The sequence below is a fragment of the Blautia sp. Marseille-P2398 genome (assembly GCF_964240315.1).
Classification (GTDB): domain Bacteria; phylum Bacillota; class Clostridia; order Lachnospirales; family Lachnospiraceae; genus Blautia_A; species Blautia_A wexlerae.
In genome coordinates this window covers 24,374-50,976 of sequence record NZ_CAXSTD010000021.1, presented here as the reverse complement: position 1 = coordinate 50,976, position 26,603 = coordinate 24,374, and the positions used below count along the sequence as shown (strand labels likewise).

The window sequence follows — 26,603 nt, the reverse complement described above, 5'->3', positions numbered from 1 at the left end:
TAATTCCACTGCTTTTTTAATAAAAATAAAACTGCGCCACAGCCTTGGCAGGCCATCGCGCAGCGATTTTGTTCAATGGGAAGTTGGACGAATTGGCGATTACTCCAGCAAGATTATCTTTTATTTCAAGTGCATTTTTTGAATTTATATATCCTGAAAAGGCATATGGCGAAAAGGTAAATGACTTTGAAAGATATAGTAATTGGTTAAAACAAAATAAAAGTCCAAATGAATTTCAACAGATATGTGATTTGATGTTTTATAATTTCTTGATTGATACGGACTTTATCAGTGATTATGAAGGATTTGTACAGACAAAAATAAGACTGAATATTTCACCAGTATTTGCAAGAATAGAAAGAGCGAAGCTTGATGGAAAGATTCATGAGAGTTTATTGGACACTGTAAAATCTGTTTTAGATGTTTTGCGCTCTAAATATATAATTGATAAAGTGAAGGATGACTTAAGTTATGTATTAAAAATGAATTTTGTATTTGAATGGGTTTTAGAAAATGGATTAGAAATATTAAGTACGGATGATGATATCGAAGTGATATATACCAAAATAGTTGCTGATATTTCTACGAAAGATATATCAACTACGAATAATTTATATTTTTGTGATGCTGCGAATGAGATAAAAGAATTTGCGAAATTGTTAGATAAAATTCCTTTGATTAAGAATGACGTTCCTAAAAAGGATTTAGCTTATAAATCAGGAAAAGAGACGAGAGAATATTCAAGGGAAAATGTATTAAAGGCAAGTGAGTGGAAGAAAATTATACAGTATGTTTCTGATAGAGTAAAAATAAACGAGGAGATTTTCCAGGGAAAAAGACAATATGGAAGTTTTTTGCTCCGCTATTTGAACATAGATAATTTGATGTTTTCATCAGGAGAGCGTGTGTTTCAAAATGTAATGTCATGGATATATTTTCTTGGTTGCTTCAATAAGTATATAGTGAAAAGTGAGCATCATACAAGGAAAGATTTACTTATTTGTCTGGACGAGATTGATTTAAGTCTACATCCTGCATGGCAACGAGATTTCGTAGATTATCTTGTAACGTATATCAATAATTGTTACAGAGAAAATAACGTTCAGATTATAATGACTACACATTCGCCACTTTGCCTTAGTAATTTTCCAAGATCCAATATTATATATTTGCAAAAAACAGAAAATGGAACGGAAGTGGATATTTCAGAACATAAGGAAACGTTCGGGACAAATCTGTATGAGATTCTTGATGATGCATTCTATTTGGATTGCAATTCAATGGGAAGGTTTGCAAAGAAATATATTCAAGATGTTATAAAAGAAATTAGGGAGATTTCTTATTTGAATCAGGAAGTTTATAATAGTTATAAACAAAAAATTGAATGTATAGGCGATACATTGATCAGGAATAAATTAGGAGAACAGCTACTGAAAAAATTAAAGGAAACGAAAGGACAGATGGTGGCGGTTGATACAATTGATAAAGAAATAAAACAACTTGAATTGAAGAGAAGGAAAATCATGGAGGAAATGAGTGATTCCACTAAAGTATCAGAAGAATGAGAATCTTGAGAAAAAGTATTATAAATTAATTACTCAATCAAGAAATAAGAGGTTTATCGAAAAAATAGATGAAAAGTGTGATTACTATTTTAAAATGCAATTTGAGGATATTGTCTGCGCATCGCCAGAAAAATTAAAACAGTTACATTTTTGGGTGAAGGATAGCCCTGATTATGAACAGGTGAAAGAGGAATTTAAACATATATCATCTGTAAAACAACGTAATTATATAGTTAACACTTTGTTTCAGAATATGCCCAAAGAAGCTAAACTATTAATTTATAAACAGGTGGGACAGAATGTATGCCCTTATTGCAACAGGAATTTTATTGAAAATTTAAAAATTGTTAAAAATAGAAATGGCAGGAATCCTGTTGGAACTTTTGAATTGGATCATTTTTATTCAAAAGATGAATTTCCGATGTTTGCGGTTTCGCTTTATAATTTGATTCCGGTCTGTGGAACTTGTAATAGAATAAAAAGTAATACGATTTTTAAAGTAAATCCATATTTGATGTACAATAAAAAAGATAATATTTCATTTGAATATAATATTCTCGGCAGTAACTATATGGAAAATGAACACGAGTTGGAAATTAAGATAAAATCTTCGAGTAAAGAGGCTTTAGAAGATGCTCAAAAGCTCCGATTAGAGGAGATATATAATCGACATAAAGATATTGCTCAGGAAATAATTAAGAAAATGCAATATTATAGCCCAGAATATATAGAATGTCTGTTTAAAGATACGGGAACATTGTTTCAAAGTAAGGATGAATTATATCGTTTGCTGTATGGTGGTTATGCGAATCCAGACGAATTTGGGAAAAGACCTCTATCAAAATTTATAAAAGATATTTATCAAAATACAAAAGAAGGATTGGGTGGATTTGATATTTTCAGCAATGTTGATGTAGATACTTAAAAACAGTTCTTGTCAGAAGCATATTGGCTCAAACTCCATTAAGGTGACCGAACAATGGAGGAAAGAATGCAACTGGCATTGGATTAAACCTTAACTTCCTGTAAAATTAACTCTCGATTCAAAAGAATGGCTTATTTATGCGGTTCATTCAAGATATGTAGTTAATGATATGAGAATTAATTACCTCTCGAGAGTTAACTTATAAAACAGTCACAAATCCATTATTATAAGGTTCCCGTACAGTCGAGAGTTAATTCATCAGGAAGTTAATATAATTACATCATACAAGAATATGATGAAGCAGCATATAATAAAAAACAGTATATAAAAGCAAGAAAAAATATTTTATCTGATATTTCAAATGTAGAAGTATATGTGGATTTTATGCCTTCTTGTTTTAAGAATAGTTTTTTTCTGAGGACATTTTATCTGAGATGAAATATATTAGTGACTTTGAAACGAATACGAAAGAGATTACTGAATGCCTTTCAGTATTAAATGATGAAGCTGTTAGATTATATCAGGAATATAGAACAGACTTGAAACAGGCAATGAGAATTCTTACAGCAAAACTTACTGAATGTTCAACAGATCCTAATCATAGAGAATCGTTATATTTTTCATTTACATATGAAGAAAAATTAATGGGAGAAGAAAGTGTCTATCATCATAAGTCAGTGTTGTGTGAACCTCATTTGAAATTGAACCGTCCTGATTCAGATTTAAGAATTTATTTTCAATGGAAGGATGAGGATGTTGGAAAAGGTGAGAAAGTACTTGTTGGACGAATAGGCCGACACCCTTATTAAAAAGTGGATTTTATCGTTTTCTGTATTCAACTGGAAATAGTCATGTTTTGGCAAGGATACGGTATTTACATTGGAGAGTATGAGGAATCGAAAAATATGAATAAAACGTATATGAGAGAAATCTCCAAGGCTCTGGCTGAGAAGCATGCTGTTTTGATGATTGGAGCAGGGTTTTCAAAAAATGCAGAAAAGATATCTGTTGTAGATAAGTATTTTATGAACTGGAACGAATTGTCTGATCTGTTTTACAAGCAACTTTATGGTGATTCTCAAAGTCCCGGAAAAGCATATAACAGTTCGCTGCGGCTGGCGCAGGAAGTTGAGATTATGTTTGGACGGCCGAAATTGGAGAAAATCATAAAGGAAGCAGTGCCGGATCTGGATTATGCTCCGTCAAATTTGTATGTAAAGTTGATGGAACTGCCATGGAGGGATGTATTTACCACTAATTATGATACTTTGCTGGAGCGCGCAGCTGATAAAGTCAGCACCCGCAGATATAATGTTGTGCACTGTCAGGAGGATCTGGTAAACAGCAATCAATATCCCAGGATTGTTAAGCTTCATGGTTCTTTTCCCTCACATCGTCCGTTCATTATTACGGAAGAGGATTACAGAACATATCCTGTGCGTTTTGCTGCAATGGTGAATACAGTTCAGCAGGCAATGCTGGAAAATGTATTTTGTATGTTAGGTTTTTCCTGTGAGGATCCTAATTTTATTAAATGGATAGGGTGGATCCATGATAATCTTGGCAAAAGTAGTTCGCAGATGATCTACATGGTATCCGTTACCCATATCCCGGAATCTAAAAGAAAGCTGCTTTTTGATCGAAATATTATTGTACTTGATCTGGAAGACCTATGGCCTGAAAAGAGCATTGAGGAACGAGTGGGTAATTTTCTGAAAGAATTAAATTCTGATGTAGAAGGAAACCAGAAAAAAAGCAACTGGTTTGATTATCAGAAATTAGATGTAAATACCCGTTCAAAAATAACGAAAAAGACAGCTTGTATGAAACAGCTGAATGATTCTTATCCGGGATGGATTTTTCTGCCATGGAAAATGAAATCAAAAGTTGATTATGCTTTAAAACAATTCTCAAATATGGACGATTTGGAAAGTCTTCCATATGAAGAGCAGCTTAATTATATATATGAGTTTGTCCGCTTTATGGATATTGCTGGTAGACCATTGCTATTTCAGTATGTCGAGAGATTCTGGAAAATCGTGAACACAGAAGCAGAAGAGCCGACAGAGAAACAGAAGAAAGCCCAATGTCTTTTCAAAAAACAGGAAACATATCTGCAGCTACTACGTGCTTTCAGAGAACAGGCCCAATGGAAATTGTATGATGAGTGTTATGAAAAAATAGAAAAAGAAAAACTGGATTATGACCGCAGACAGTTTTTATATGCATGTGATTGCTGGAAGTATCTTTTCCGATTTGAGGCAAAGGAACTGACCAGTATGTTAGAGAACTGGAAGCTTTTAAGCGGAGATGCTTACTGGGCTCTGATAAAAGCAAATATGTATGCATTTATTGGTGAGACCACAAAGGCTGAGAGGTTGTTGACCGGTGCATTGATTCAGGTAAGGAAGCAGTTGATCAAGGAAAATGACAATGAATATTTGGTTTCTGTTGAAGAAAGTATTGTGTCATTGATCAATTATATTCGACAGGGAAACTGGAAAATATCATCTGATGATCTGGAATGCTGCTTAAATGACAATGTTCTCTCTTGGTGGAATGAAAATGATAAATATTGCTATCATTTAAACGAAATTAACGAACCGAAGGAACGCTTTGAAGAAAACGATAATTTTGACCTATCCACTACCTTTACCATGAACTTTGGTGAGAATAATCAAAATATTTTTTATGCATTGGAATATTGGAGATTTCTGGAGCTGACCGGGCATCCATTTCGGGTGAATAGCGTAAGTAATACAAAGGGATTATTCTCTTCCCTGCGCTATTTGGCCAACTATTATTCCCATTGGTCACTGATGCAGATATTGATTGCAAGAGATAGTAAACATGTAGATATTCTGTTTGGCAGAGCCAGTTTAGCTGAATTGACCCAGAAAAATGCAGATGCTATTACAACGGATTATCTGACTTTCTGGAATACTGTAAGCCAGAATATAAAAAGTAAAAATTCATTTTGGAGCAGATCCATTTATGATCAGTCTGCAGCTATACTTCCCATCATTCTCTCCCGCTTATGTTATAAATGCTCAGAATCTATGCTTGACCAATTATATAACAAAGCTGTGGAACTGTGCCTGAGTGATGCTTCAATCATGTTTAAAGAAGTGGGAAATTTATTCCGGGGTATATTTAGTGCATATTCCGTTGAAAAGCAAAATGAAAAATTGGAAAAACTTCTGCAGCTACCAATGGGAAGAGACCAAACGACAGGGTATTATGATCCGGTTTTTTTGGTAGATATACCAAACGAAAAGCAAAACTTTGATTTGAAAATATATAACAGAACTATGTACCAGATCAGGCAAAGGGTTGAAGATCCTGATAAGAACAGCGAAGCAGCAATTAATCGTTTGCGTAGTTTAGATAAATTAATTGTGCTGAATGACGAAGACAGAAACTACCTGTGTCGGATAATAGAAAACTCTCAGGATATATATGATAAATGGTGGTTATATCGGTTTGATCCTCAGAAATACAGTGAAAAGAAAAATGAAGTGTATGAAGATACACTGAAGAAAATAGAAAAAGAATCAAACCCAAAAGAGTTTGTAGGTAATCAGCATCACTATGAATATCTGATAGATGTTATAAAAGAGCTTTCTATTCAAACGATTGATATAGAGAGATTGTTCCGCCTGTTAAAGGATTTGGTAACAGCTAGCAAAAAATGGAATAACTTCGGGTATTATGTTGTAAAATTGCGAATTTCTCAGAGTTTTATTATTGCACTGGAATGTCTGTTTTTACAGAATAACTCTGGAAGTGAACTGTTCCAGACAGAATATGAAGCAATTACTGATTATTTTGCAGAATTGAAAGACGACTATAGTCATCCCGCGGCAATTGATATGGTAGAGGCAGTATTTGTTAGAAAAGAGAAATCCGTACTTGATGACTTTCAACAGGAGTTATGGCTATGTGATGAAAATGATCTGGAGCTTTTTATTGATTTCTATAATGATGTGTATCAGCGTCAGTTTAATATTCGGGATAATATAACATTATCCAAATATTCGGAAATCCTTTTTTCAGTAATTGTATACAGGACAATAAGTAATGAATTATATCAAAGCCGGGCTGTCTGGAGACTTTGTGAATTACTGATTGCTGTACAAATACCTCTGGACTGGAAACTTACTCCTTTATTGAACAGTTTGACGAAATGTCAGGAAAAAACCCAGATCCAGAAAACGGATACAGAGAAGCAGGCAATTTATAAGCTGCAGTGCCGGATGATCGGATGCAGAATTGCCAGAGAACTCTACAGAAGAAACATACAGGCCAATATAATCGGAACCTGGAAGCTGGTCAGTGAATGTAAAGATGAATTTACTGAGATTAGGAATATTCGTTTTGATGAAAATTCGTAACTATTCAGTGCTTTCGAAGGGAAATTTAACTTAATAATTTATATGCCTGTGCAGGCAATATTTAGCGTAGTTGTTTTGCAGGGGTCGCAATGTACATTGGTATTTTTCTGATTTATAATTACTTGTATAAAGATTAGATTTATTGTATGCTGGATGTTTGGGAGATGCGTATGAATAAGGATAATATAATTAAAAGATATGTAAAACTGTTTAACTTTTGCAAAGATGCAAATATTGTGGTATATTTTCATAAAAAAACTTCAGATGCTATATGGAAAAATTGGATTTATATAGCGATGCCTGTTATTATCTTTGCAATTAATCTCTTTTTTATGATAAAGGTAAATGTATTATGGGGACAGGGAAACGCAGGTAAAATGACATTGTCATATTTAAGAGATCTGAGTAATAGTATGGGATTGTCAATGCTATATTTTTTGTCGTATTTTCTTTCTTCATATTTTCCGTTTAAATTTGAGGAATGGATTGAGGTTGGAATTAGTCATAAAGATTTTGAGTCTTTGATGAAGCAGAAAGAAAAAACAGTTTTACGAAAAAAGGTTGAATATATTTTTTCTGTTTTTTTATTCTTTTTGATAAGTTTTGGAGTGGGGTATGGATTTTACTCGACAGCAAGGAGCAATCCCGGGATATGGTCGCATAATCTGGGGCTTATGGCAAGAGTATATTATACGTTGTTCCTGGGGATAACATGGTACCACTCTTTATCAATATTAGGAATGGCTTTGTCTGGTGGGGCTATTATATATTGGTGTATAAAAAGTGGACATATAATATATAACAATGAAGATTATAATAAGAATCTGAGTATTACAAAAGCATTGGATATTTTAATAGTTAATTTTTCATATGGACTTTTTTATATTGTATGTTCTGTTCTTTTCATTTTAAATGATAAAATCGCAGCAAATCCGCCAATCAATGTAGTCAATGCATTTGCCAATGATGCTAATGCATTGATGTTAATAGTTGTTGTTTTTTTGATTGTAGTTTTGGCATATATACCATTACACACATTGATGAATTTTATGCATGATAAGAAAAAAGAATTGATAAATCAACTGAATAGTGAGATTCAGAAAGCAGATCAAGAAGAAAAGAGTCAATTAGTTAAAGAGAGAAACGATATAATTACTCAGGGAGCTGTAAGTACCACCTTTTTTAATAAAATGATATTGATTCTTTCTGTTGTGCTTCCTTTGATTGCAGTAATCTTTCAGAGAATAGAATTATTGAAAAAATAGGCAATTCCATTTTGACTAGTGGAAAGAAGCGATATTAAAACCTTAACTTCCTGAAAAAGTAACACTCAAAAAATAGCAGATTGTAAAAAACCTTGAAAAATAGGGATTTTCTGCCAGAAAATCTTGTGAACTTCCATAATAAAGTGCAACTCAAGTGAATCATATGAAATTAAGAAAAAACTAGAGAATCTTACCCAAAAGGTTAAAGAGGATGCAAAAAACAAAGATTGGGAATCAAGACTAATAGACATAATATCAATTGTACCTTCTGGATTGATAAATATATTGGCTGAATTTTATATGCAGGATAGCTGGAAGAAAATATCAGTGTTGTTGGTATTTGTGATTGTGTTTATAATGTTATTATTTTTTCTAAGAAAATTAGTTAACAATTATATTCGTGAGAAAAAGTGTGAGATACTGAGGTATGAAATGGAAATTTACTTCAGTGAAAGAGAAAAAAAGAAGGAGCTCAAAAATCTATAGATGCGATAGAATTCATATAAAGGATAAAAACCTTCAAGAGAAGCAATCTTGGGATAGGGTATCTGTTCTGAGGGCGAAATAAATTAGATTTTGGACTGTTTTGATGAGAAAATGGCAATTTGAGTGTTACTTTTTCAGGAAGTTCACGTTAATATATAGATTGGAAATGGTTCAGAAGTGCTATGTCAATAGAAATATCATTGTATTGTATTTTTGTTAAACTATTAAGGACTAACGGAAGATAAATTGGAGATATCAAAAATGATAACAGAAAAAAGGAATATATTTGGCTATGAAGTTGCTGATTTGCTTATTAAAGTCAGTAGTAAAGAAGAATACTTAAAAGATATATGTGACGGGAAAATATATATGAATGAAAGTGGATATTTTCGTAAACTTGAAGATAACTATCGTGGTGATAAATTTGATGGAAAATGTCCTATTAATTTAAGTGAAATAAAAAAGGCTTCTTTGGTTCTAGCTAATTCTCAAAAGCCAGAAAATCGAATTGAGATTCCGGTAGAGACGATCACAGAGTTTGTGATGGGATTTTCAGGTGACGATAAAATTCCGTTATTTTGCAGTACACAGGTTGATGAGAACATATTAATTAAGATAACAGATACACAATGGCGTTTTAAAGAAGAGTTTATATCCGAAATGGAACAGTTTGGAGCGTATTATCTGTTGTTTTATAAGATAGAACTGCAGAAGGGATTAGATGAACTTGCACATGATATAGGCGCAAATTGGGTTGCTGATAAAGTAGTTTATAAGAATATATTAGAAACATATGATATTAATCTGATGAATAAAGATACATCAAGTTATGATTATTTGGAATCATTTTTTATTAAAGATAATATGTATCGGTGGCAAAATGAATGGAGAATAGTTTTACATCGTGATCAGCCTATTATCGGAAAAATGGAAGATCATTATGAAGCTAATATTAAACCACTAACATTGTATCATATAGGTAAAGTAGAAGATTTAAGAAATATTATAATGGGAGTTTCAGAAGATGAAAAATAAATGATGGTGAGTTAAACTACCCCTAATTCATGTGAACATCCAGTAATTTTTCCACCTAAAGAAAAAAGAACGAAATAAAATCATAAAAAATCCCGGTTTTCTGCGGTTTTCCATTGCAGATAACTGGGAAATATAGTACGCCTATTTTAGACGGATAACCGCCTAAAAGGAGGGAGCTATGTATCTGGATTTTTTAGTGAAAGTACCAACCGTAAAAGGCAAGATCACACGGAGAAAAAAGTCAAATGTTGTATATATAGAGTATGAGTATGACCGGGTTTATGATCCATGAGTTACGGAATTACCGTGAAAAGATTTATATTTCTTATGATTCAACGAATAAAAACTGTCAGGCTGGAGACATAAAAATGGTCGAATTTGGGCATCCGAAAGTAGATATGGGAGAGCCGGTATTTAATTATGCAGTTGCGTATGATACTCATAATCAGGAACCATTATTTTATGAAAAATATCCAGGAAGTCTGAATGCTATCTCCCAGCTGCAGTTCATGCTGGATAAAGCATCCGGATATGGTTATAAGAAGATTGGATTCATTCTGGACAGGGGATACTTCAGCTGTAAGAACATACAATATATGGATAAATGTGGGTATAGTTTTGTTATCATGGTGAAAGGGATGTCTGCCCTTGTGAATGAACTGATCCTGGAAAATAAAGGGACATTCGAAAATAAGCGGGTGAACAATATCTATGAATATGGAGTTTACGGAAAGACAATACGGCACAAACTGTATGCAAGTGATAAAAAAAGCGCTATTTTCATTTGTATCATAGCATTTCAAAAGAAAGCGCAGAACGGATAGAGATTGAAAACCGGATTAACCAGATGACGCAGTATCTGAAAAAGTACCAGAATAAAGTAAAGGAATTCGGTCCTGGATTTGAGAAGTATTTTAACCTTCATTATGATGAAAAGAGCCAAACTTTTATACTACCGGAAGAACGGTGCAGTGTGGTAGAAAGAGAGCTGGATCTGGCAGGATATTTTTGTATCGTTACATCGGAAAAGATGAGTGCGAAGGAAGCAATCGAACTGTATAAGAGCAGGGATGTATCGGAGAAACTATTCCGCGGAGATAAATCATATCTGGGGAATAAGAGCATCCGGGTGTATTCAGAAGAATCAGCAAGAGCGAAGATATTTGTTGAATTTGTAGCCATGATAGTGCGCTGCAAGATGTATATAAAACTAAAAGAAGAAATGAAAAAACTGGATAAGAAACTGAACTATATGACTGTACCGGCGGCAATAAAAGAGCTGGAAAACATAGAAATGGTACGTCAGTTAGACAATATATACCGTCTGGATCATGCAGTAACAGCGAATCAGAAAGTAATATTGAAAGCCTTTGGACTGGATGCGAATAGTATAAAATATTTTGCATCAGAGCTGAGTAAGGAACTGAAAAAAGCAGAATAAGTAAGGAAAATAAAGATAGCAAGAACAAGGAAAACAAGTAAGGAAGCATTGGAAGAAAAGATTGAAAAAGCAGAGGCTGATGTGATCGCAGCGAAGAAAAAGTATGACCAGGCAACAGCAAATCTGAAAGAACTGTTAGACAAGCGGGATGCCATAAGAAAAGAAGAGATCCTGTCAGCGGTTGTAAAAAGTGGGCGGTCATATGAGGAGATCATGAACTTTTTGAATGCAGGATCAGATGGAGAAAAGACGGAAAAATAGAATTATTTTGAGTCGCAGATATAGCGACACTCGATTTAGGCGGAAAAAAACTGGAAGTTCACAAATGAGAATATTTGAGTCGAAATGTCAGAGTCTGACCCTATGAAGTACTGTTTTACTCCGTACTTTTGATAGAAACAGTATACCATTTTTTGACATTTTTATCTACTGTTTTACGGTATCTGAACCCCCGAAAAGTGCTGAATTCCAAGACTTTCCAAGGCTTTTTCACAGCATTATCACGGAAGATCAGAAACAGCTGTTTTCATAGTCTATCTTCACCTGATGATGGGCTTTTTTCTGTTCTATCTCCAGTCCCTGAAGGAGCCATTCCACCTGCTGGAAAGAGATCTCCTTTACTTCATCCGGTGTCCTGGGCCATTGAAACTTCATATCATCCAGAAGCTTTTTCGTTGTCAGGATGAATCCATTCTGATCATACCGCAGAACTTTTATGGAATCTCTTTTTCTGTTGCAGAAGATAAAAACACAGTCTCCATTATAAGGATCCAGTTTGAAGCTGAGACTGACAGTAGCAGCCAGTTCGGGGATCTGTTTTCAAAAATCTGTGGCTCCGCATTATCCGAATATTTGGATAATCCGCAGGCAAGGAAAATCCGGGTGGCTCCTTCTGCAATACGCTTCATCATAACTTTTTCAGTGTCTGAAGAAGTTTTAGAAGTGTATCCGGCTGAAAATTATCTGGAATATAAACTTTCATTCCCTGAAAATAGATCATCAGCCGGTTATCATTAGCAGCCATCCGATTATTTTGGGAATTGTAGGAACCAGGTACGTTTGCAGAACGCAAAACCTCGCCAAAAGCTGTAACTGCTTCCTGATTTGTTCTTGCCATAAGCCTCCTTGGTATTAGGTTGCTTATAGTATATCAATCGTATGGAGTATAGTCACTACGCCATGTTTTGAGGCACTTACATTCCAAACATATCCGCGGCTGAAACTGCTGCGGATTTTTTAATACGAAAATCCGATGTGTCCGGGTTTTTCCGCGGATAGCTCCAATCAGATTCCGCAAGTGCTTTTTTCAGATAATTCAGCGGTGGAAGAAAAAATAATCAAAAACATCATTGAAATGACCGAGGCTGTGTAATATACTTTTCTTATAAGACATTGAGAAAAAACTTCGTATTTTATGAATATGCATTGGCGGAACAGCCGTTACATATGGAAATGAAAAATATTTGTTAAAACGGAGGAATTGCAAATGAAAAGAAAAAGGATCATTGCGGCACTGTTAACCGGCATCATGTTGTGCAGTTCTATTCCCATGAATATCCAGGCATCTGATCTGGATGCGGTGTTTGATGACGGGGGTGCTGCTGCGGAAGGAAATACTCCCGACACGGAAGGAAACATTTCTGCCACGGAGGATGAAATCAACACAGATGGAACTGATGTAAACAACTCCAACATGGATGACATATCAGATGAAAACATGGAAACACCAGACGTCTTTACGGACGAAAATGGATTCGGCGACGGTACAGATGAAGAATTTACGGATTCTGTTGATGCAGAGTCTGAAGAAGCTCTTTCCGCGGAAGCTGCGGATGCGGTATACGATGCCGTTTGGAATGGGCATTATTATAAAGTATACGACTCTCCAATGAAGTGGAATGATGCAAAAAAGTACTGTGAAAAACAAGGCGGTCATCTGGTTACGATCACAAGTAAAGAAGAGCAGGAAGAAGTCAGTTCGCTTATCAGCCATGGAAGCAAGAATTTCTACTGGCTGGGTGCTGAACGTACCCAGAATGTTTTTGACAGATGGATCACAGGAGAAACAATTAAATATACGAATTATGACAGAACAAATAATGAGCCAAACAATTTTACCGGAAGTGAAAATGCATTAGTTATCTATCGAATCAGAAATCCAAAAGGTGGAATAGACGGGCAGTACAAGTGGAACGATCTTCAAAAAGACGGAGACTGTAATGGTGAGAGTTTTTTCGGATACCAGAATAGCGGATTTGTCTGTGAATGGGATGATGGAAAGAAAGAAGAAACTACAAAAGATAATTCTGCGATACACAAAAAAGTACAAAACCTTTTAATAAATTCAAATTATTCCTCTTATCCTTTGTTAGAGTATGATGATCCAGTCAATCTGGCTGTTGGGTTCAGCGAAACCCCTGGAGGATTCTTTCAGGCATTTGTTAAAACATATGGGGATATCAATACGAAAAACAATCTCTGGGAGCAGGAATATGAAGAGGTTTTGATCACCCTGTTGGCAGACGATACTTTAACTAAAAAGCTAATAGAGGGATGGGATAAGGATCTTTCAGACTTAACGACCGAATTTCTGGAAAAAGCAACCAAAGAGGCGATTAGTGATTTTTCGTCCTCCACAGGGAATGCAATAAATATAAGCTTGGGTATTTTTACCGATGCTGTCAGAAACCAAATCAAACAAGATATAGGAAACATACTTATCTTATCTGAACTGGCAGCTAATACGGATGACAAAAACCTCCAAAAAGCATGCCAGGTATGCATGTCCCATTCACTGAATGGTACTTTTAGGGCAATCGGAGATATATTAATCGATGCAGCTGTTGGATGTGGTGTAAGTACCCTTGTCGCAAAAGAAGTTGTCCAAAATCAAATACTTGCTACTTCATTAAAAAAAGGAGTTCTGCAATCTATTGCAAAAAAATTTGCATTAGGTACTGCTGCATCCTGGGTAACTGGTGTTATCTCGGTAAAGGATGTCTTATCTTTTGCAACGGGAATCAACAAGCGAGTTGACAGTTATCTGAAAACAGTAGCATTAAATTTTGTTTACATTGCTGCCGCAGATGCCTATGGAAAAAATGTTACATTAATAAAATCTGGAAAGACCGATGCTGCATTGAATGTATATGTTTTATTCCAGTTTGTTCTCAATGTAAAGCAGGAAGCTTACGATACCATGCAGGAAATGTTTGTTCCTGCAACATGGACACTGATAGTAGACTCCGATAAGTACCTTAAATCAAATATAAATAGTATAAAGAATATTACCATTGAAAATTATGCAAAAAAGAGCCTTGGATCTTTAAAGCCCGCTGTTATTAACGATTCAATTTCCCTGAATATAAACTCAAAAAAAGACTTTCCATGTACAGGTATTAGTCATCTGTCAAACGTGAAGTATTCTTCCGATAACTCAAAAATTGCGAAAGTCAATTCTTCCGGTTCCATTCAGGCAAAAACGACGGGAACAACTTACATCAGGTGTAAAGTAAGACAATATGGTGATACCTATAATCTCGTCTGCAAGGTAACTGTAAAGAATGGAACTACTTCCAATAAAAAGGATCCAACGGCAGCATATCGAAGCCTGATAAAAAAATATGAAAAGAAATACGGAGCTGCAAAGCTAAATAAACAGAACCAATTTTGGACAGGTTTATGCTATGCCAAGTTGTTGGATTTCAATAATGATGGCATCAACGAACTTATCCTGACATACCAAACAGAAAGGTATAACAAAGACAAAGTTCAATATCATGTAGAATTGTGGAAGTATGACGGAAAATCTGCAAAACGGGTTACCTCACGTATTTCATGGTCTGGAAACAATATGCCATATTTTGGAGGCTTGGGTATATGTAAATACAACGGAAAATATCTGTTAGAGCTAACTGGTAATGCGTGTGGGGATAATTATTATTATGGAACCAAAAAAGATGGGTCTGTTGGACTGGTCCACAAGTTCATCTGGAAGGGGGATGCAATGGAAGGAGACTGGTATATGGACGGCAAGAAGGTTTCAGGAAATATGTATGGAACTTATTACAAGAAATATCATGCAAACGCTACATGGTATAGCTTTGCTCAGTCATCAAATAACAGCTTAATAAGAAAAGAGCTTTCAAATACCAAAAAGAAATTAGGAATGTAATTTCTGTCTGGTCGTTGCAGGACATAGATCCCTTTCAAGGCAAGTAATCCAAGTCACCAGTGGAATTAGGTAAGAGTTGGCGGTAAATGGTATATTCTGGATGCGCAGTCTGGCGGATTCCTGCTTGGCAGCCGGACATGGAAGAAAAAGGCTGGTACGTCATGGGACACCAAAGGATTACCAACCTGTAGTGAGACATTTGAGTCAGACTCTATGAAGTACAAAAGGATAAAGCATCACAAAAAGATCTATAAAAGAATTATAAAATCGGATAGAGTGGAAAGAGAGAAGAAAAAAGCCAGAGAAAATATAGCAGGAAATTATAGTGCAAGTTTATTGACAAAAGAGATAAGAGGGCTTCGAGAGGCCACCGTAGAAATGAAAGTAAGCCTGAAATTCCGAAAAGAAAAAGAGAATAGGTATTATGTTTTTTCCTTTTATGGTATACTTCTGGCAACGATAAAGCAGGGAGACCCGGACATGGAATCCATCTTTACAGAAAAAAGTTATATACTAAGATGATTACAGAAGAAAACGGATCGGAGAATGTATGAGGAAAAGAAACAGTACTATGAAAGAAATAGATGAATTAGAACAGACTTTTAAAAACACACTTAGGGAAGAACTCTGGGTCAGTGTATATGATTTGAATGAAGATATATTGGATTTAAAGGAATTAGAGGTGCCGACTAGGGTTGCAAAGCTGAATATACTTTCCCAGTCTATTATGTCATATGATCAAGTGCTTTTTGGAAAAACTCATGACGATCAGGAAACGAATCCAAGAATGTATTTCTATAACTTTATTATTTATATGGATTCTACATCTAATAGAGAAAATTATCAGCGTTTGCGGAATATGAAAGACAATTGGTATTATGCAGGCTTTGAAAAAGGTAGTTGGGGAACAGAATATAAAGGGGAAATAGAACGAAGCGGCAGTCCTATTATTTACCAAAAACATACGATATATATATCGGATCGTTCTTTATCTGATCATGATTTGCAGGATATTAACGACAAGTATGATGAAGAAATAACAAGTGTAAGTGAGGATCGTCTTGTAATAGGACGTCTGAACATTTTACTAAAGGACATTCACTTTTCTTCTGCAAATGTATTTAAAGTAGGAAATGGAAATCTGATTCAAATAAAAGGAAAAAATGAAAACACAAAATGTGACTATAATGCAATGTATGATGTAGGATACCATTACAAAGAACATCCATATGATAAAAGAAATCGCTATGGTTATGCAGTTCGGGCTTTTAGAAGAATTAAGCCAGATATTGTATTTCTTTCTCATTGGGATGATGATCACATTATGGGATGTGTATATGCCCAAAAGGATGTATTCGATTGCCCATGGATTGCACCAGAAATTACCAAAAATGCAATTGGGGCTAAGCGCTTGGCAAAGTACCTTTCTGTAAAAGGAAAATTAATTTTGATAAAACGGGACTCTAATAAAGACCGGAAATTAACAACCGTAAAAAGCAAGAATAAAGATCGGAAAATTTCTTTTTATCTTGGACAAAATAAAAGAAAAAATGGATTGACAAAAGAAAATTGCGGTGGTTTGGCAATTGAAATTATAAATGAAACTACCAATGGTCGTGTAGAAAGTCTATTTTGTGGAGATGTTCCTTATAGAGCAATTGAAACTACTGTATGGAATAGTCGGAAAGTTGGATATGACAATTTAATTGTCCCACACCATGGTTCTAAAATGAGTTATAATCCTTTAAAGGTGAAAAGTTCTGGAAAGGCAATCATTTGTTGCAATGCGAATGCTAATAATCCCCAAAATAACTATCGTCCGGTTGTTGCACATGTAAATGCTTTGCAAGGAGCATCTGGAAATCAAGGATATAAAGTATTTTTAACAGAACATGCATCAGGTCACTGTATTAGAATTAAATTGGATTGATTAAAAATAATTAAATGTTGATGCTAACTTTATATGGCAAGCCGACTTGAAAAAGTAAATTCCATGGAGCATTGGTGTCAGACACCAATGTGCTATTGATAAAAGCAGAAAGTTCCTGTCGGACCTGACAGGTGGAAAGCTGAACATTTCCAAAGGTATGATCAGTAGACTCAGCAGGGAGTTTGCCTTAAAAACCGAGTCTGAACGCAGGGCTGCTTATGCAGACATGCTGTTTTCCCCGGTCATGCATACAGACTGTACGAACGCCAGGGAAAACGGAAAAGGCTGTTATGTATATGTATGTGCGACGCCAGACGGAAAAGCCCTGTACTTTGCCCGCGCGAAAAAAGGGCACGAAGGAGTAAAGGGAACTGTTGCGGAGGATTACCAGGGTATCCTTGTCCATGACCATGATATCACTTTTTATAATTATGGGACAGACCATCAGGAATGTCTTGCCCATGTACTGCGGTACCTGAAAGACAGCATGGATAATGAGCCGGACCGTACCTGGAATAAAGAAATGCATGTTCTGATTGTAAAACAGACGTGACATCTGATGAAAGTCTTGATAACCTGGTTAAAATAGCTCTGGACGCCTACGGAAAAATAGACATTCTTGTTAATAATGCAGGAGTAGGCGCGGTAACAATGAAGATTGGAATGAGTCCGGCAAAACGTCCTGGAGAACCTATCGAAGTAGCACAGGCCATTGCATTCCTTGCATCAGACGAAGCTAGTTTCATCCATGGAGCAGCTTTGGCTGTAGATGGCGGATATACGATATTTTAAAAATAATTGATATGCATTGGGAAAAGGAGTCATTTGGACTCCTTTTTTCAGTACGTAAGACTTGACTGCGGAGATATCTCAAAACATGGTGATCTTAAGGAAAGTCCCCCAAATCTGACATCCTGTCAATATATGAAAAAGCATGGAAAAGGTAAGATCAGAGGAACAGCAAAAGTCTTTGGACGGACGAAGCATATAAATACCGCAAAGAGTATGATATATTGTCAGATGGATGAGGCCGCGGATTAACGGATAGATTGGGGTTAGAAATATCATCATTTTTTTTACAAAAATATACATATCTTTGTCTTACCCTGTCAATGTGTGGTATACTTAAGACAGCAAAACACAGAAAGGATAACGCCATGGGAAACGAAGCAGGAGAGTGGATCATACATACCAGTGTTCGCTCCAGTTCCCGTCGTAATAAAGGTTGCTTATCTTGTCGAAACCACCAATCTCTTTTGCTATGGCACACAGGATTGTTGGGGTTGTAAGGGAATCAAACCGCCAGCTTTTGAACCATAGTTCATCACTCGGCTCCGCGGCAAAAGTATAGAGATAAGTTCCATCATTTGCAAGATATCGAGGATGTTTTTTTTCGATGTAATCTACAGCAGCCTGCATGCGTTCAAACGGATCCATGCCTGCAGCTGAGGACTGACGGACGATTTCCCCGACTGCTTTTTTATTCAGAGAGAATCACAGTATTTCGTTATAATGTTATGAAAAGCTACAATGATTTCCGAAGATGAATATATGCAGTGGAGATATTGTAGGGATCATGCGTAATATTATATGAAAAAGTGTTTGGAATCATCTTGATAATATGTCGAATACGACATATTATAATTATAAAGAGGAAGGAGCATACTAATGTACGAGATCATTTTATATGATACAGAAGATGGAAGATGCCCTGTGCAGGAACTATTAGATTCTCTGGAGCCTAAGTTGCTGGCAAAAACATTGCGGACAATTGACTTACTGGAAATGAACGGTCCATTGCTTCGTGAGCCATATTCAAAACCATTGGAGAATGGGATATTTGAGCTTCGTACCAAGCAGGGATCAGATATTACAAGAGTACTGTATTTCTTTATCGTAGGCAGGATTTATAAAAAAATCGCAGAAGACACCAAAGGCAGAAAAGGAACTGGCAAAGAAGTATAAAGCAGATTATGAACGGAGGTATAGCAATGGGTAGCTATAAAGATTATAAAAAAAGAGCATTGCAGAATCCGGAGGTAAAGGCAGAATATGATGCATTGCAACCGGAATATGATATTATCCAGGCGATGATTGATGCAAGAGTGCAGCAGAATATGACACAGAAAGATTTATCAGCTAAAATCGGAATTACGCAGGCAGATATAAGCCGGATCGAGAATGGAACAAGAAATCCCAGCCTGAGTATGGTGAAAAAACTTGCACAGGGATTAGGGATGCAATTAAAGCTGGAATTTGTTCCGATGCCAACAAAAAATAAAATGTAAGTGGATATGAAATGACTATTCCACATATATCGTTACTGTGATAAAATGTGAGAAAATATATATCAACATATGAAAAACGGAGGCGAGAGAGTTATGTTCGATACCATTCATCATATTGCAATTATTGGAAGCGATTATGAAAAGTCAAAACATTTTTATGTGGATCTGCTTGGATTTAAAGTAATCAGAGAAAATTATCGAAAAGAACGTGATGATTACAAGATTGATCTGGCATGTGGACCACAGGAAATAGAACTTTTTATCATAAAAAATGCTCCAGCTCGTGTAAATTATCCAGAAGCATTGGGATTACGCCATCTGGCATTTAAAGTTGAGAGTGTAGATGATACAGTAAAAGAATTGAATGGGAAAGGAATTGAAACAGAGCCGGTACGCCTGGATGATTATACCGGAAAGAAAATGACATTTTTCCATGATCCAGATGGACTTCCATTGGAAATTCATGAGTAGAAAATAGCATAGAATAGAAAGAGACAGATAGCGCGATTTGACATCGGCATTCGGGGATGATTATGTGGTGGCTCCGGGCGGGAAGCATGGAGTATTTTGCTATACTTATTTTGGACGGCTCTGCCTTCCGGTGTGTTCCTGTAATCCATGTTTTCCCTCCTTACTTAGCCTTATGGCTGCTTATCTGCTGATTTCTTTCCTTCATTGTTGCACCATCCGGATAGTTGGTTCCTTTTAGCACGGCGTTCTTCAATCATTAAATGCAGAAGAACTATTTGATATTAATACAATGCAGTATGCCGAAGATTCCCCATGATACATATATCAAATACGTTTCATGGGGAGTTATTTTTATGTATTTAGATTTTCAAGTTCATAAATGGACAAGTCAGTAAAATGAGCAATTTCTTCAATGGTTAGTTTGCCGGAAGATAGCATACGCATTGTGGTTTTTACAGCTGTTTCATGTGAACTTTCCAACAGCATCTTTTCTATTTCTTCACACATGGAAAATCTCCTTTTTCTGATTATTCAGCAGATTTTTCAGAAGTAGAGTCGTTCTTTTTTCGGGACTTTCCAGAAATCATTTTGTGACCGGAATAGATAGACATAATCATGCAGAGAAGAGAGCTGCAAGCAAAATATTTATGTGCAGATTTCATATCTTTATAACCAGTGTAAAAAGTTCCAATCATGGTTGCCAATGCACCGAGTGACCAATATTTATGAGATTTCATCTTTCTTAATACCTCCTGTGTTTTTTCTATATCATACATCTTTTTGAAAAAGATGCAAACAGGAATTTATACAGGAATATATAAGCAAAGATTCTATAGAACAAAACGTGGACAGATTGATTTTTGAATATCATTTGGACGAGTTAAAATAGACTATAAAATTAAATAGGAGATAATCAAATGGCAAAGAGTACAAGAGGATTTTGCAAATATTGCGGAAAAGAATACACAAGAACGGGGATAGCAAAGCATTTACAAACGTGTAAGAAAAGAGTTGATTTGTGCGAAAAAGCGGAAAAAACAGAAAAATATTTTGAATTATTGTTATATGGAGCATATAATAAAGACTATTGGCTGATTATTCAAATCAAAGAGAATGCAACATTGGATGATCTGGATCGATTTATCCGTGATATTTGGGTAGAGTGTTGCGGACATTTAAGTGCATTTGAGATTGATGGTGTAAGCTATGAAAGGGAACCTGATGATGATTTTGGCTGGGGTGAGCCGGCAAAGAGTACGAATCATACATTAAAACAAGTGCTTACAACGGGAATGATTTTTAATTATGAATATGATTTTGGTTCTACAACAGAAATTATGGTCAAAGTGTTGGATCATTACAGTTCCCAAAAGCAGAACGAAAAAGTTGTGATTTTATCCAGAAATAATCCGCCACAGTTTGCATGTTCTATTTGTGGAAATCAGAAAGCAACATGGATCAATGCATTTCGTATTTATGATGAAGATCTATTCTGGTGCGAAGAGTGCGTGAATAAACTGGAAGAGGGTGAACTTGAAGCGTATGAGAATGACGTATGTTTTCTTCCAATCACGAATTCCCCAAGAATGGGAGTTTGTGGCTATGAAGGAAGTGATATTTATCCGGAACAATTTGAGCCGGATATACCAAAATAAGGATGTATGACGGGGAGTTTAAAGTCCTCTCCCTTTGGAATTTCACGTAGTCTCAAAAGGGAGAGGTTTTTTATTAATCCAACAATTTTCCCTCTCTGTAAGACCATTCAAGATAATCTGGATTCTGGTAATATAAGTCTGTTTTAAAATCAGATATTTTATCACTGATAAAGGAAGAAAAGATTTTTATCAGTTCCTGTACTTCCGCCCCTGCTTCCGCACAATCTTCTATCATAATACTATAAAGCCTTCCAATATCAAGATAACTCGGAATGGAATATTTACAGTCAGATATAGTATCGAAGGTCCCCTGCTTTATCTGATAATAACTAATTACTTCATCACTTACCTGTTCAAAACTGAGACAATGGTTTACTTCCGCATCATACAAAAGCTTTTTTATCCCTTCCTCACCAATTGCCTTAACGATATCACCTCTATGGTTCTTAGTCTCTCTGGCAATGTATTCTATCAATGCACACACATAAAAATAATCATTTCTTTCCTGTTCTGTCATACACTACCTCACTTTTCATAAATGTCAGACAATCAATTGCCGAAAGGGTATGGAAACTGATCTGATGAGTTGGATATTTAAACTCAGCTAATACCCAGAACTGTCTTCTTGTAATTCGCCCGGTAAGAAAATCATTCACATAATTCCATACGGTATCATTTGCCATCGGTCCCTCTACAATATCATATGTATGCGTTTTTCCGCTTCTACATTCTGCAATAAAATCCAACCACTCATCAGATATCTCAGGAAATCTCAGTATTTTTAAATTTTCAGTTGGCACATACTCATAATAATTGATAATTGGTTCACCGATTCCACGATTTGCCCAGCGTATAGCCTGATTCATATTATTTGTACAATAAAATCCCCATGAAAAATCTTTTGTATATTTTGTTTTTCTTATTTCTGGATATTGAACAATTTCTTTACTTGCGTGATATAGTTCCATAGATTCTCACCTCATAAAAATAGTTCCACAGTACTGATTTAATAATATCATGAAACCATTTTATCGTAAAGCTAAAAACCATCACTAATTTCTATTGCGCATCGCTCCATACTTTTCCTCAGATTGTTTGACTTGATTTGCGATTCTGCAATTTACAGTCAATACATTCCCAACATTCTAAATAAAAAGTTGACAATCAATCCCCGATGTTTTAGAATAGTAAACTATAAAACACATAGAGGTTTACAAATGACTAAAACGAAAAGCATGATTTATTGTGGTCTTTTTACGGCGTTGATTGCAGCGGGGGCATTTATTAAAATCCCTGTACCTGTGGTTCCGTTTACACTGCAGTACCTGTTCACTATGCTTGCCGGACTGTTTCTGGGATCCAGAAAGGGTATGATTTCTGTGGTTGCCTATATGCTGCTGGGGCTGGCGGGACTTCCGATCTTTTCGGAAGGCGGTGGAATCTGGTATATTTTCAAGCCAAGCTTCGGTTATATTATAGGGTTCTGCCTGGGAACATACGTAACCGGACTTATCGCAGAACGTCTTAAGCAGAAGACAGTTTTTCGCTACTTACTTGCAAATCTGGCAGGTCTGATGATCGTCTATACCTGTGGAATGGTTTATTACTATGTGATTTGTAATTATGTAATCGATACACCGATTGGAATCTGGCCGCTGATTCTTTATTGTTTTCTTCTTGCAGTACCCGGTGACATTGCATTAAGTGTTCTGGGTGCTGTTATTGCAAAGCGTGTCAGACCGGTAGTGCTTCAATATCTTTTTGATTCAAAATCAAATGTCAGACTGAAAACGGAGGAGCTTGCAAAATGAATCCACTTATTTTAGCACAGGAAATTATTGATGGGCGCAGAATTACAAGGGAGGATGATCTTTCCTGTTTTCTTACCTGTGATTTAGATGAATTATGTGAAGGAGCAGACCGTATCCGCGAAGCATATATCGGTGATAAGGTGGATCTCTGTTCCATCATCAATGGCCGCAGTGGCAGGTGTCCGGAGGACTGCAAATATTGTGCGCAGTCAGTACACCACCATACTTCCTGCGAGATCTATGATTTTCTTCCGGAGGAAAAGATTCTGGAAGCATGTAAAATGAACGAAGAGGAGGGCGTTGATCGTTTCTCAATCGTTACTGCAGGAAAGGCCCTGACCGGAAAAGAATTTGATCAGGCGATCCACGCCTATGAAACCATGCATAAGGAATGTAATATTGATCTCTGTGCTTCCATGGGATTTCTTTCTTCCGAACAGCTGCATCGTCTTCATGAAGCCGGAGTAACCAGTTACCATCATAATATTGAGACTTCAAAGAGAAATTTTCCTAATATATGTACGACACATACATACGATATGAAGATTGAAACTCTGAAAAAGGTAAAGGCAGAAGGAATGTGTGCATGTTCCGGCGGTATCATAGGAATGGGAGAGACCTGGGAGGATCGTCTGGATATGGCAGTCAGCCTTGCGGAGCTGGGGATTGATTCTATTCCGATCAATGCATTGATGCCCATTCCGGGAACACCTTTGGAACACCTTGATCAGCTTTCAGAGCAGGATATCCTCCGGACAATCGCCTTCTTCCGTTATATTAATCCTGAGGCTAATATTCGTCTTGCTGCCGGACGGGCACTTCTTACCAATGACGGGGAAACCGCCTTTAAATCCGGAGCCTCCGCTACAATAACAGGGAACATGCTGACTACCGTTGCCTGTGCAACAATTCGCAGCGATCGAAAAATGCTCTCTGATATGGGCAGAGATGTAACACCGGAATATTGGAAGGAAGTGGAAGAATCATGAGCAAAGCGGTATTTATTACAGGAACAGGAACGGACATCGGTAAAACCTATCTCTCAGGACTGATCGTAAAAAAACTGGCACAGGCAGGAAAAAATCTGGCTTATTATAAAGCTGCAATGAGCGGAAATGACCGGCGCACAGACGGAAGTCTGATCCCGGGCGATGCACTTTTTGTCGAGGAGATGTCCGGTATTTCCCAGTCTCTGGATGATATGTGTCCGTATGTATATGAAAATGCCTGGTCTCCTCATCTGGCTTCAAGAGTTGAGGGCAATCCGGTGGATCTTGATGTTGTGCGAAGAGGATTTCTGAAGGCGGCAAATGATTATGAATATATTACCATGGAAGGAAGTGGCGGTATCCTCTGTCCGCTCTGCTTTGATGAACGCAAAATCCAGCTTGAGGATGTGATAAAAGAGTTTGAACTTTCCAGTATTCTGGTGGCAGATGCAGGGCTTGGTACAATAAACAGTGTTGTATTGACTGCCGAGTATATGAAAGTGCATTCCCTTCCTGTGAAAGGTATTATTTTTAATCATTACCATCCCGGAAATATTATGGAAGAGGATAATATTGCTATGTGCCAATATATGACTGGCCTTCCGGTTATTGCAAAAGTACAGGATAATGCGAAAGATCTTGAGATAGATGCGGATGCATTGGCAGAATTTTATGATGAGGTGAAGATCAAATGATATGGTATCCCTATGAACAAATGAAAACAATGAAAGATCCGTATAAGATTCTGGATGCAGAGGGTGTACATCTTTATACAAAAGATCAGAAGCTGATAGACTCTATATCTTCCTGGTGGTGTATGATTCATGGATATAAGCATCCGGAACTGACAGAAGCGATCAAGGAACAGGCAGACCGTTTCTGTCATGTAATGCTTGGGGGACTGACACATGATCCGGTGGAAAAGCTTTCTGCGAAGCTGCAGGAATTTCTGCCAGGAGATCTGGATTATTGCTTTTTCTCAGATTCCGGAAGCGTTGCTGTGGAGGTTTCGCTTAAAATGGCCCTTCAGTATAACACCAATCAGGGAAGAAAGCGCCCGTTAGTGCTGGCCCTTGAACATGCATATCATGGTGATACCTTTAAGGCAATGGAAGTTGGCGATGACGAGGATTATCATTTCGCTTTTGAAAAAAAAGAGGGTGTTGTCCATATTCCGACTGAGATTCCGGCCCTGGAGGAGGCATTTGAACAGTATCATGACCGTCTGAACTGCTTTATTGTGGAGCCTCTTTTACAAGGAGCAGGAGGAATGCGGATGTATGATATTTCATTCCTGAAGAGAGCAAGAGAATTATGTGACCAGTATGATGTTCTTTTGATTTTTGACGAGGTTGCAACCGGGTTTGGCCGCACAGGGAACCGCTTTGTGGCAGATCTTGTTCTGCCGGATATCCTGGTTCTTGGAAAGGCGCTTACTGGAGGATATATTGGTCATGCTGTCACTGTGGCAAATCATAAGGTATTTGATGCCTTTTACAGTGATAATGACAGACTTGCCCTGATGCATGGTCCTACTTTTATGGGAAATCCGCTGGCATGTGCTGTGGCTTTAAAGGGAATTGAGATTTTTGAGCGTGAAGATTATATGAGTAAGATCCGTCATATTGAACTGGTTTCACGTCGTGAGATGGAAGCGTTCATAGACCCGCGAATCAAAGAAGTCCGGATCATGGGTGGCTGCGTGTGCGTGGAGGTTCATGATTCCGGGGATCTGGAAGGTTTCCAGCAGTTTGGTTATGAACGGGGTGTGTTCAGCAGGCCATTTTTAAACTATATGTACTCTATGGTTCCGTATGTGATCAGGGACGAGGAGCTTATAAGAATTTTTGATGTGATGAAAGAATGGTTTACTCTGGAGCACATTTGAGGTAAAATATATAGAAAATTCGTAACTATTCAGCAGTCTACTATCCCGCGAGGTGTTTTGGCATAAACATGCCAAAATCCCGAGACATACAAGTCAAAATCCCATCGCCGAAGGCGATTTTTAATGGATTTTGACTCGTAACTGTGAAGGTACTGAACAGTTACGAAAATTCTAAAATATGGGCTTGCATATTATAAGAAGTAATGTAAAGTGGTATTAAAAAATGAAAACCGTCCCAGCAGGGGCGGCTTTCATTTTTTACGCCTATTTATTGTCCTTGCTGACA

The 26,603-nt window shown here is 36.7% G+C and carries 28 protein-coding genes and 1 pseudogene; 22 read left to right on the top strand and 7 right to left on the bottom strand.

Going from position 1 to position 26,603, the window contains the following annotated elements:
* Window positions 1-92 precede the first annotated feature (92 nt).
* From ACESZG_RS17705 to ACESZG_RS17665, 9 genes are all read left to right on the top strand, one after another.
* Window positions 93-1,565 (top strand): AAA family ATPase, encoded by a 1,473-nt coding sequence (locus ACESZG_RS17705; protein ID WP_373218857.1) that lies wholly within the window; start codon window positions 93-95, stop codon window positions 1,563-1,565.
* Window positions 1,537-2,490: a hypothetical protein gene (locus tag ACESZG_RS17700; RefSeq protein WP_368211326.1), complete on the top strand. Its 954-nt coding sequence runs from the start codon at window positions 1,537-1,539 to the stop codon at window positions 2,488-2,490. The genes ACESZG_RS17705 and ACESZG_RS17700 overlap by 29 nt, the downstream gene beginning before the upstream one ends.
* Window positions 2,491-2,924: 434 nt before the next feature.
* Entirely contained in the window at window positions 2,925-3,299 is a 375-nt protein-coding gene (locus ACESZG_RS17695; RefSeq protein WP_347061607.1) for a hypothetical protein, read from the top strand.
* 96 nt (window positions 3,300-3,395) lie between these two features.
* Window positions 3,396-6,884, top strand: coding sequence for an SIR2 family protein (locus ACESZG_RS17690; RefSeq protein WP_347061609.1), 3,489 nt, complete (start codon window positions 3,396-3,398; stop codon window positions 6,882-6,884).
* Between the two features lie 170 nt (window positions 6,885-7,054).
* Entirely contained in the window at window positions 7,055-8,149 is a 1,095-nt protein-coding gene (locus ACESZG_RS17685; protein ID WP_368211322.1) for a hypothetical protein, read from the top strand.
* A 747-nt stretch (window positions 8,150-8,896) separates the two neighbouring features.
* Complete coding sequence (locus ACESZG_RS17680) at window positions 8,897-9,670, top strand: hypothetical protein (protein WP_347061612.1); 774 nt, start codon at window positions 8,897-8,899, stop codon at window positions 9,668-9,670.
* A gap of 368 nt (window positions 9,671-10,038) precedes the next feature.
* On the top strand, window positions 10,039-10,494 hold the full coding sequence (locus ACESZG_RS17675; protein WP_368211151.1) for a transposase: 456 nt from the start codon (window positions 10,039-10,041) through the stop codon (window positions 10,492-10,494).
* Window positions 10,495-10,517: 23 nt separating this feature from the next.
* The gene (locus ACESZG_RS17670; RefSeq protein WP_368211152.1) at window positions 10,518-11,111 is read left to right on the top strand and encodes a hypothetical protein; all 594 of its coding nucleotides are present in this window, start codon (window positions 10,518-10,520) and stop codon (window positions 11,109-11,111) included.
* Window positions 11,112-11,159: 48 nt separating this feature from the next.
* Window positions 11,160-11,372: a hypothetical protein gene (locus ACESZG_RS17665; protein WP_368211153.1), complete on the top strand. Its 213-nt coding sequence runs from the start codon at window positions 11,160-11,162 to the stop codon at window positions 11,370-11,372.
* 249 nt (window positions 11,373-11,621) lie between these two features.
* On the opposite strand, the gene tnpB is transcribed toward ACESZG_RS17665, so the two are convergent.
* Window positions 11,622-11,924, bottom strand: a complete 303-nt coding sequence (gene tnpB, locus ACESZG_RS17660) for an IS66 family insertion sequence element accessory protein TnpB (protein ID WP_195303628.1) — start codon at window positions 11,922-11,924, stop codon at window positions 11,622-11,624.
* A 94-nt stretch (window positions 11,925-12,018) separates the two neighbouring features.
* A complete protein-coding gene (locus ACESZG_RS17655; protein WP_195303627.1) occupies window positions 12,019-12,228 on the bottom strand; it encodes a hypothetical protein in 210 nt (69 codons plus the stop codon).
* A gap of 369 nt (window positions 12,229-12,597) precedes the next feature.
* On the opposite strand from ACESZG_RS17655, the gene ACESZG_RS17650 reads away from it, so the two are divergent.
* From ACESZG_RS17650 to ACESZG_RS17630, 5 genes are all read left to right on the top strand, one after another.
* The gene (locus ACESZG_RS17650) at window positions 12,598-15,285 is read left to right on the top strand and encodes a C-type lectin domain-containing protein (protein WP_373218853.1); all 2,688 of its coding nucleotides are present in this window, start codon (window positions 12,598-12,600) and stop codon (window positions 15,283-15,285) included.
* Between the two features lie 213 nt (window positions 15,286-15,498).
* The gene (locus ACESZG_RS17645) at window positions 15,499-15,807 is read left to right on the top strand and encodes a hypothetical protein (RefSeq protein WP_195303598.1); all 309 of its coding nucleotides are present in this window, start codon (window positions 15,499-15,501) and stop codon (window positions 15,805-15,807) included.
* Between the two features lie 49 nt (window positions 15,808-15,856).
* Window positions 15,857-17,215, top strand: a complete 1,359-nt coding sequence (locus ACESZG_RS17640) for an MBL fold metallo-hydrolase (protein ID WP_195303597.1) — start codon at window positions 15,857-15,859, stop codon at window positions 17,213-17,215.
* 58 nt (window positions 17,216-17,273) lie between these two features.
* Entirely contained in the window at window positions 17,274-17,768 is a 495-nt protein-coding gene (locus ACESZG_RS17635) for a transposase (protein WP_330608136.1), read from the top strand.
* A complete protein-coding gene (locus ACESZG_RS17630) occupies window positions 17,765-18,007 on the top strand; it encodes an SDR family oxidoreductase (RefSeq protein ID WP_330608135.1) in 243 nt (80 codons plus the stop codon). The genes ACESZG_RS17635 and ACESZG_RS17630 overlap by 4 nt, the downstream gene beginning before the upstream one ends.
* Window positions 18,008-18,397: 390 nt before the next feature.
* On the opposite strand, the gene ACESZG_RS17625 is transcribed toward ACESZG_RS17630, so the two are convergent.
* On the bottom strand, window positions 18,398-18,652 hold the full coding sequence (locus tag ACESZG_RS17625; RefSeq protein WP_195303596.1) for a hypothetical protein: 255 nt from the start codon (window positions 18,650-18,652) through the stop codon (window positions 18,398-18,400).
* Window positions 18,653-18,883: 231 nt separating this feature from the next.
* Between ACESZG_RS17625 and ACESZG_RS17620 the strand changes: the two are divergent.
* From ACESZG_RS17620 to ACESZG_RS17610, 3 genes and pseudogenes are all read left to right on the top strand, one after another.
* A pseudogene (locus ACESZG_RS17620) lies at window positions 18,884-19,214 on the top strand (type II toxin-antitoxin system RelE/ParE family toxin).
* Window positions 19,207-19,503, top strand: a complete 297-nt coding sequence (locus ACESZG_RS17615; protein WP_368211273.1) for a helix-turn-helix domain-containing protein — start codon at window positions 19,207-19,209, stop codon at window positions 19,501-19,503. The pseudogene ACESZG_RS17620 and the gene ACESZG_RS17615 overlap by 8 nt, the downstream one beginning before the upstream one ends.
* Before the next feature lie 93 nt (window positions 19,504-19,596).
* A complete protein-coding gene (locus ACESZG_RS17610; RefSeq protein ID WP_118315120.1) occupies window positions 19,597-19,974 on the top strand; it encodes a VOC family protein in 378 nt (125 codons plus the stop codon).
* Between the two features lie 351 nt (window positions 19,975-20,325).
* Here the strand turns inward: ACESZG_RS17610 and ACESZG_RS17605 are convergent, their stop codons facing one another.
* On the bottom strand, window positions 20,326-20,481 hold the full coding sequence (locus ACESZG_RS17605) for a hypothetical protein (RefSeq protein WP_195303746.1): 156 nt from the start codon (window positions 20,479-20,481) through the stop codon (window positions 20,326-20,328).
* Between the two features lie 20 nt (window positions 20,482-20,501).
* On the bottom strand, window positions 20,502-20,711 hold the full coding sequence (locus tag ACESZG_RS17600) for a DUF6219 family protein (protein ID WP_195303745.1): 210 nt from the start codon (window positions 20,709-20,711) through the stop codon (window positions 20,502-20,504).
* A 180-nt stretch (window positions 20,712-20,891) separates the two neighbouring features.
* On the opposite strand from ACESZG_RS17600, the gene ACESZG_RS17595 reads away from it, so the two are divergent.
* Complete coding sequence (locus tag ACESZG_RS17595; protein ID WP_368211269.1) at window positions 20,892-21,629, top strand: hypothetical protein; 738 nt, start codon at window positions 20,892-20,894, stop codon at window positions 21,627-21,629.
* A gap of 73 nt (window positions 21,630-21,702) precedes the next feature.
* On the opposite strand, the gene ACESZG_RS17590 is transcribed toward ACESZG_RS17595, so the two are convergent.
* Window positions 21,703-22,146, bottom strand: a complete 444-nt coding sequence (locus tag ACESZG_RS17590; protein ID WP_117677495.1) for a hypothetical protein — start codon at window positions 22,144-22,146, stop codon at window positions 21,703-21,705.
* Complete coding sequence (locus ACESZG_RS17585; protein WP_368211268.1) at window positions 22,124-22,597, bottom strand: DUF3990 domain-containing protein; 474 nt, start codon at window positions 22,595-22,597, stop codon at window positions 22,124-22,126. The genes ACESZG_RS17590 and ACESZG_RS17585 overlap by 23 nt, the downstream gene beginning before the upstream one ends.
* A 249-nt stretch (window positions 22,598-22,846) precedes the next feature.
* Between ACESZG_RS17585 and ACESZG_RS17580 the strand changes: the two genes are divergently transcribed.
* Genes ACESZG_RS17580 through bioA form a run of 4 tightly spaced genes read left to right on the top strand, consistent with a single transcriptional unit; the run spans window position 22,847 to window position 26,317 of the window.
* Complete coding sequence (locus ACESZG_RS17580) at window positions 22,847-23,440, top strand: biotin transporter BioY (RefSeq protein WP_195303747.1); 594 nt, start codon at window positions 22,847-22,849, stop codon at window positions 23,438-23,440.
* On the top strand, window positions 23,437-24,429 hold the full coding sequence (gene bioB / locus ACESZG_RS17575; RefSeq protein WP_373218848.1) for a biotin synthase BioB: 993 nt from the start codon (window positions 23,437-23,439) through the stop codon (window positions 24,427-24,429). Before ACESZG_RS17580 ends, bioB begins: the two co-directional genes overlap by 4 nt.
* Complete coding sequence (gene bioD / locus ACESZG_RS17570) at window positions 24,426-25,124, top strand: dethiobiotin synthase (RefSeq protein ID WP_195303751.1); 699 nt, start codon at window positions 24,426-24,428, stop codon at window positions 25,122-25,124. Before bioB ends, bioD begins: the two co-directional genes overlap by 4 nt.
* Window positions 25,121-26,317 carry an adenosylmethionine--8-amino-7-oxononanoate transaminase gene (gene bioA / locus ACESZG_RS17565; RefSeq protein WP_368211264.1) on the top strand — a complete coding sequence of 399 codons (1,197 nt, stop codon included), beginning with the start codon at window positions 25,121-25,123 and terminating at the stop codon, window positions 26,315-26,317. The genes bioD and bioA overlap by 4 nt, the downstream gene beginning before the upstream one ends.
* Window positions 26,318-26,603: the final 286 nt, after the last annotated feature.

Coding starts and splice junctions, on each gene's coding strand:
- ACESZG_RS17690 (WP_347061609.1), top strand. CDS start 3,396: ATGAATAAAACGTATATGAGAGAAATCTCCAAGGCTCTGGCTGAGAAG.
- bioA (WP_368211264.1), top strand. CDS start 25,121: ATGATATGGTATCCCTATGAACAAATGAAAACAATGAAAGATCCGTAT.
- ACESZG_RS17600 (WP_195303745.1), bottom strand. CDS start 20,711: ATGAAATCTCATAAATATTGGTCACTCGGTGCATTGGCAACCATGATT.
- ACESZG_RS17640 (WP_195303597.1), top strand. CDS start 15,857: ATGAAAGAAATAGATGAATTAGAACAGACTTTTAAAAACACACTTAGG.
- ACESZG_RS17670 (WP_368211152.1), top strand. CDS start 10,518: ATGACGCAGTATCTGAAAAAGTACCAGAATAAAGTAAAGGAATTCGGT.
- ACESZG_RS17675 (WP_368211151.1), top strand. CDS start 10,039: ATGGTCGAATTTGGGCATCCGAAAGTAGATATGGGAGAGCCGGTATTT.
- ACESZG_RS17685 (WP_368211322.1), top strand. CDS start 7,055: ATGAATAAGGATAATATAATTAAAAGATATGTAAAACTGTTTAACTTT.
- ACESZG_RS17625 (WP_195303596.1), bottom strand. CDS start 18,652: ATGGATCCGTTTGAACGCATGCAGGCTGCTGTAGATTACATCGAAAAA.
- bioD (WP_195303751.1), top strand. CDS start 24,426: ATGAGCAAAGCGGTATTTATTACAGGAACAGGAACGGACATCGGTAAA.
- ACESZG_RS17605 (WP_195303746.1), bottom strand. CDS start 20,481: ATGTGTGAAGAAATAGAAAAGATGCTGTTGGAAAGTTCACATGAAACA.
- ACESZG_RS17650 (WP_373218853.1), top strand. CDS start 12,598: ATGAAAAGAAAAAGGATCATTGCGGCACTGTTAACCGGCATCATGTTG.
- ACESZG_RS17595 (WP_368211269.1), top strand. CDS start 20,892: ATGGCAAAGAGTACAAGAGGATTTTGCAAATATTGCGGAAAAGAATAC.
- ACESZG_RS17655 (WP_195303627.1), bottom strand. CDS start 12,228: ATGGCAAGAACAAATCAGGAAGCAGTTACAGCTTTTGGCGAGGTTTTG.
- bioB (WP_373218848.1), top strand. CDS start 23,437: ATGAATCCACTTATTTTAGCACAGGAAATTATTGATGGGCGCAGAATT.
- ACESZG_RS17610 (WP_118315120.1), top strand. CDS start 19,597: ATGTTCGATACCATTCATCATATTGCAATTATTGGAAGCGATTATGAA.
- ACESZG_RS17585 (WP_368211268.1), bottom strand. CDS start 22,597: ATGGAACTATATCACGCAAGTAAAGAAATTGTTCAATATCCAGAAATA.
- ACESZG_RS17645 (WP_195303598.1), top strand. CDS start 15,499: ATGAAGTACAAAAGGATAAAGCATCACAAAAAGATCTATAAAAGAATT.
- ACESZG_RS17695 (WP_347061607.1), top strand. CDS start 2,925: ATGAAATATATTAGTGACTTTGAAACGAATACGAAAGAGATTACTGAA.
- ACESZG_RS17680 (WP_347061612.1), top strand. CDS start 8,897: ATGATAACAGAAAAAAGGAATATATTTGGCTATGAAGTTGCTGATTTG.
- ACESZG_RS17580 (WP_195303747.1), top strand. CDS start 22,847: ATGACTAAAACGAAAAGCATGATTTATTGTGGTCTTTTTACGGCGTTG.
- ACESZG_RS17615 (WP_368211273.1), top strand. CDS start 19,207: ATGGGTAGCTATAAAGATTATAAAAAAAGAGCATTGCAGAATCCGGAG.
- ACESZG_RS17590 (WP_117677495.1), bottom strand. CDS start 22,146: ATGACAGAACAGGAAAGAAATGATTATTTTTATGTGTGTGCATTGATA.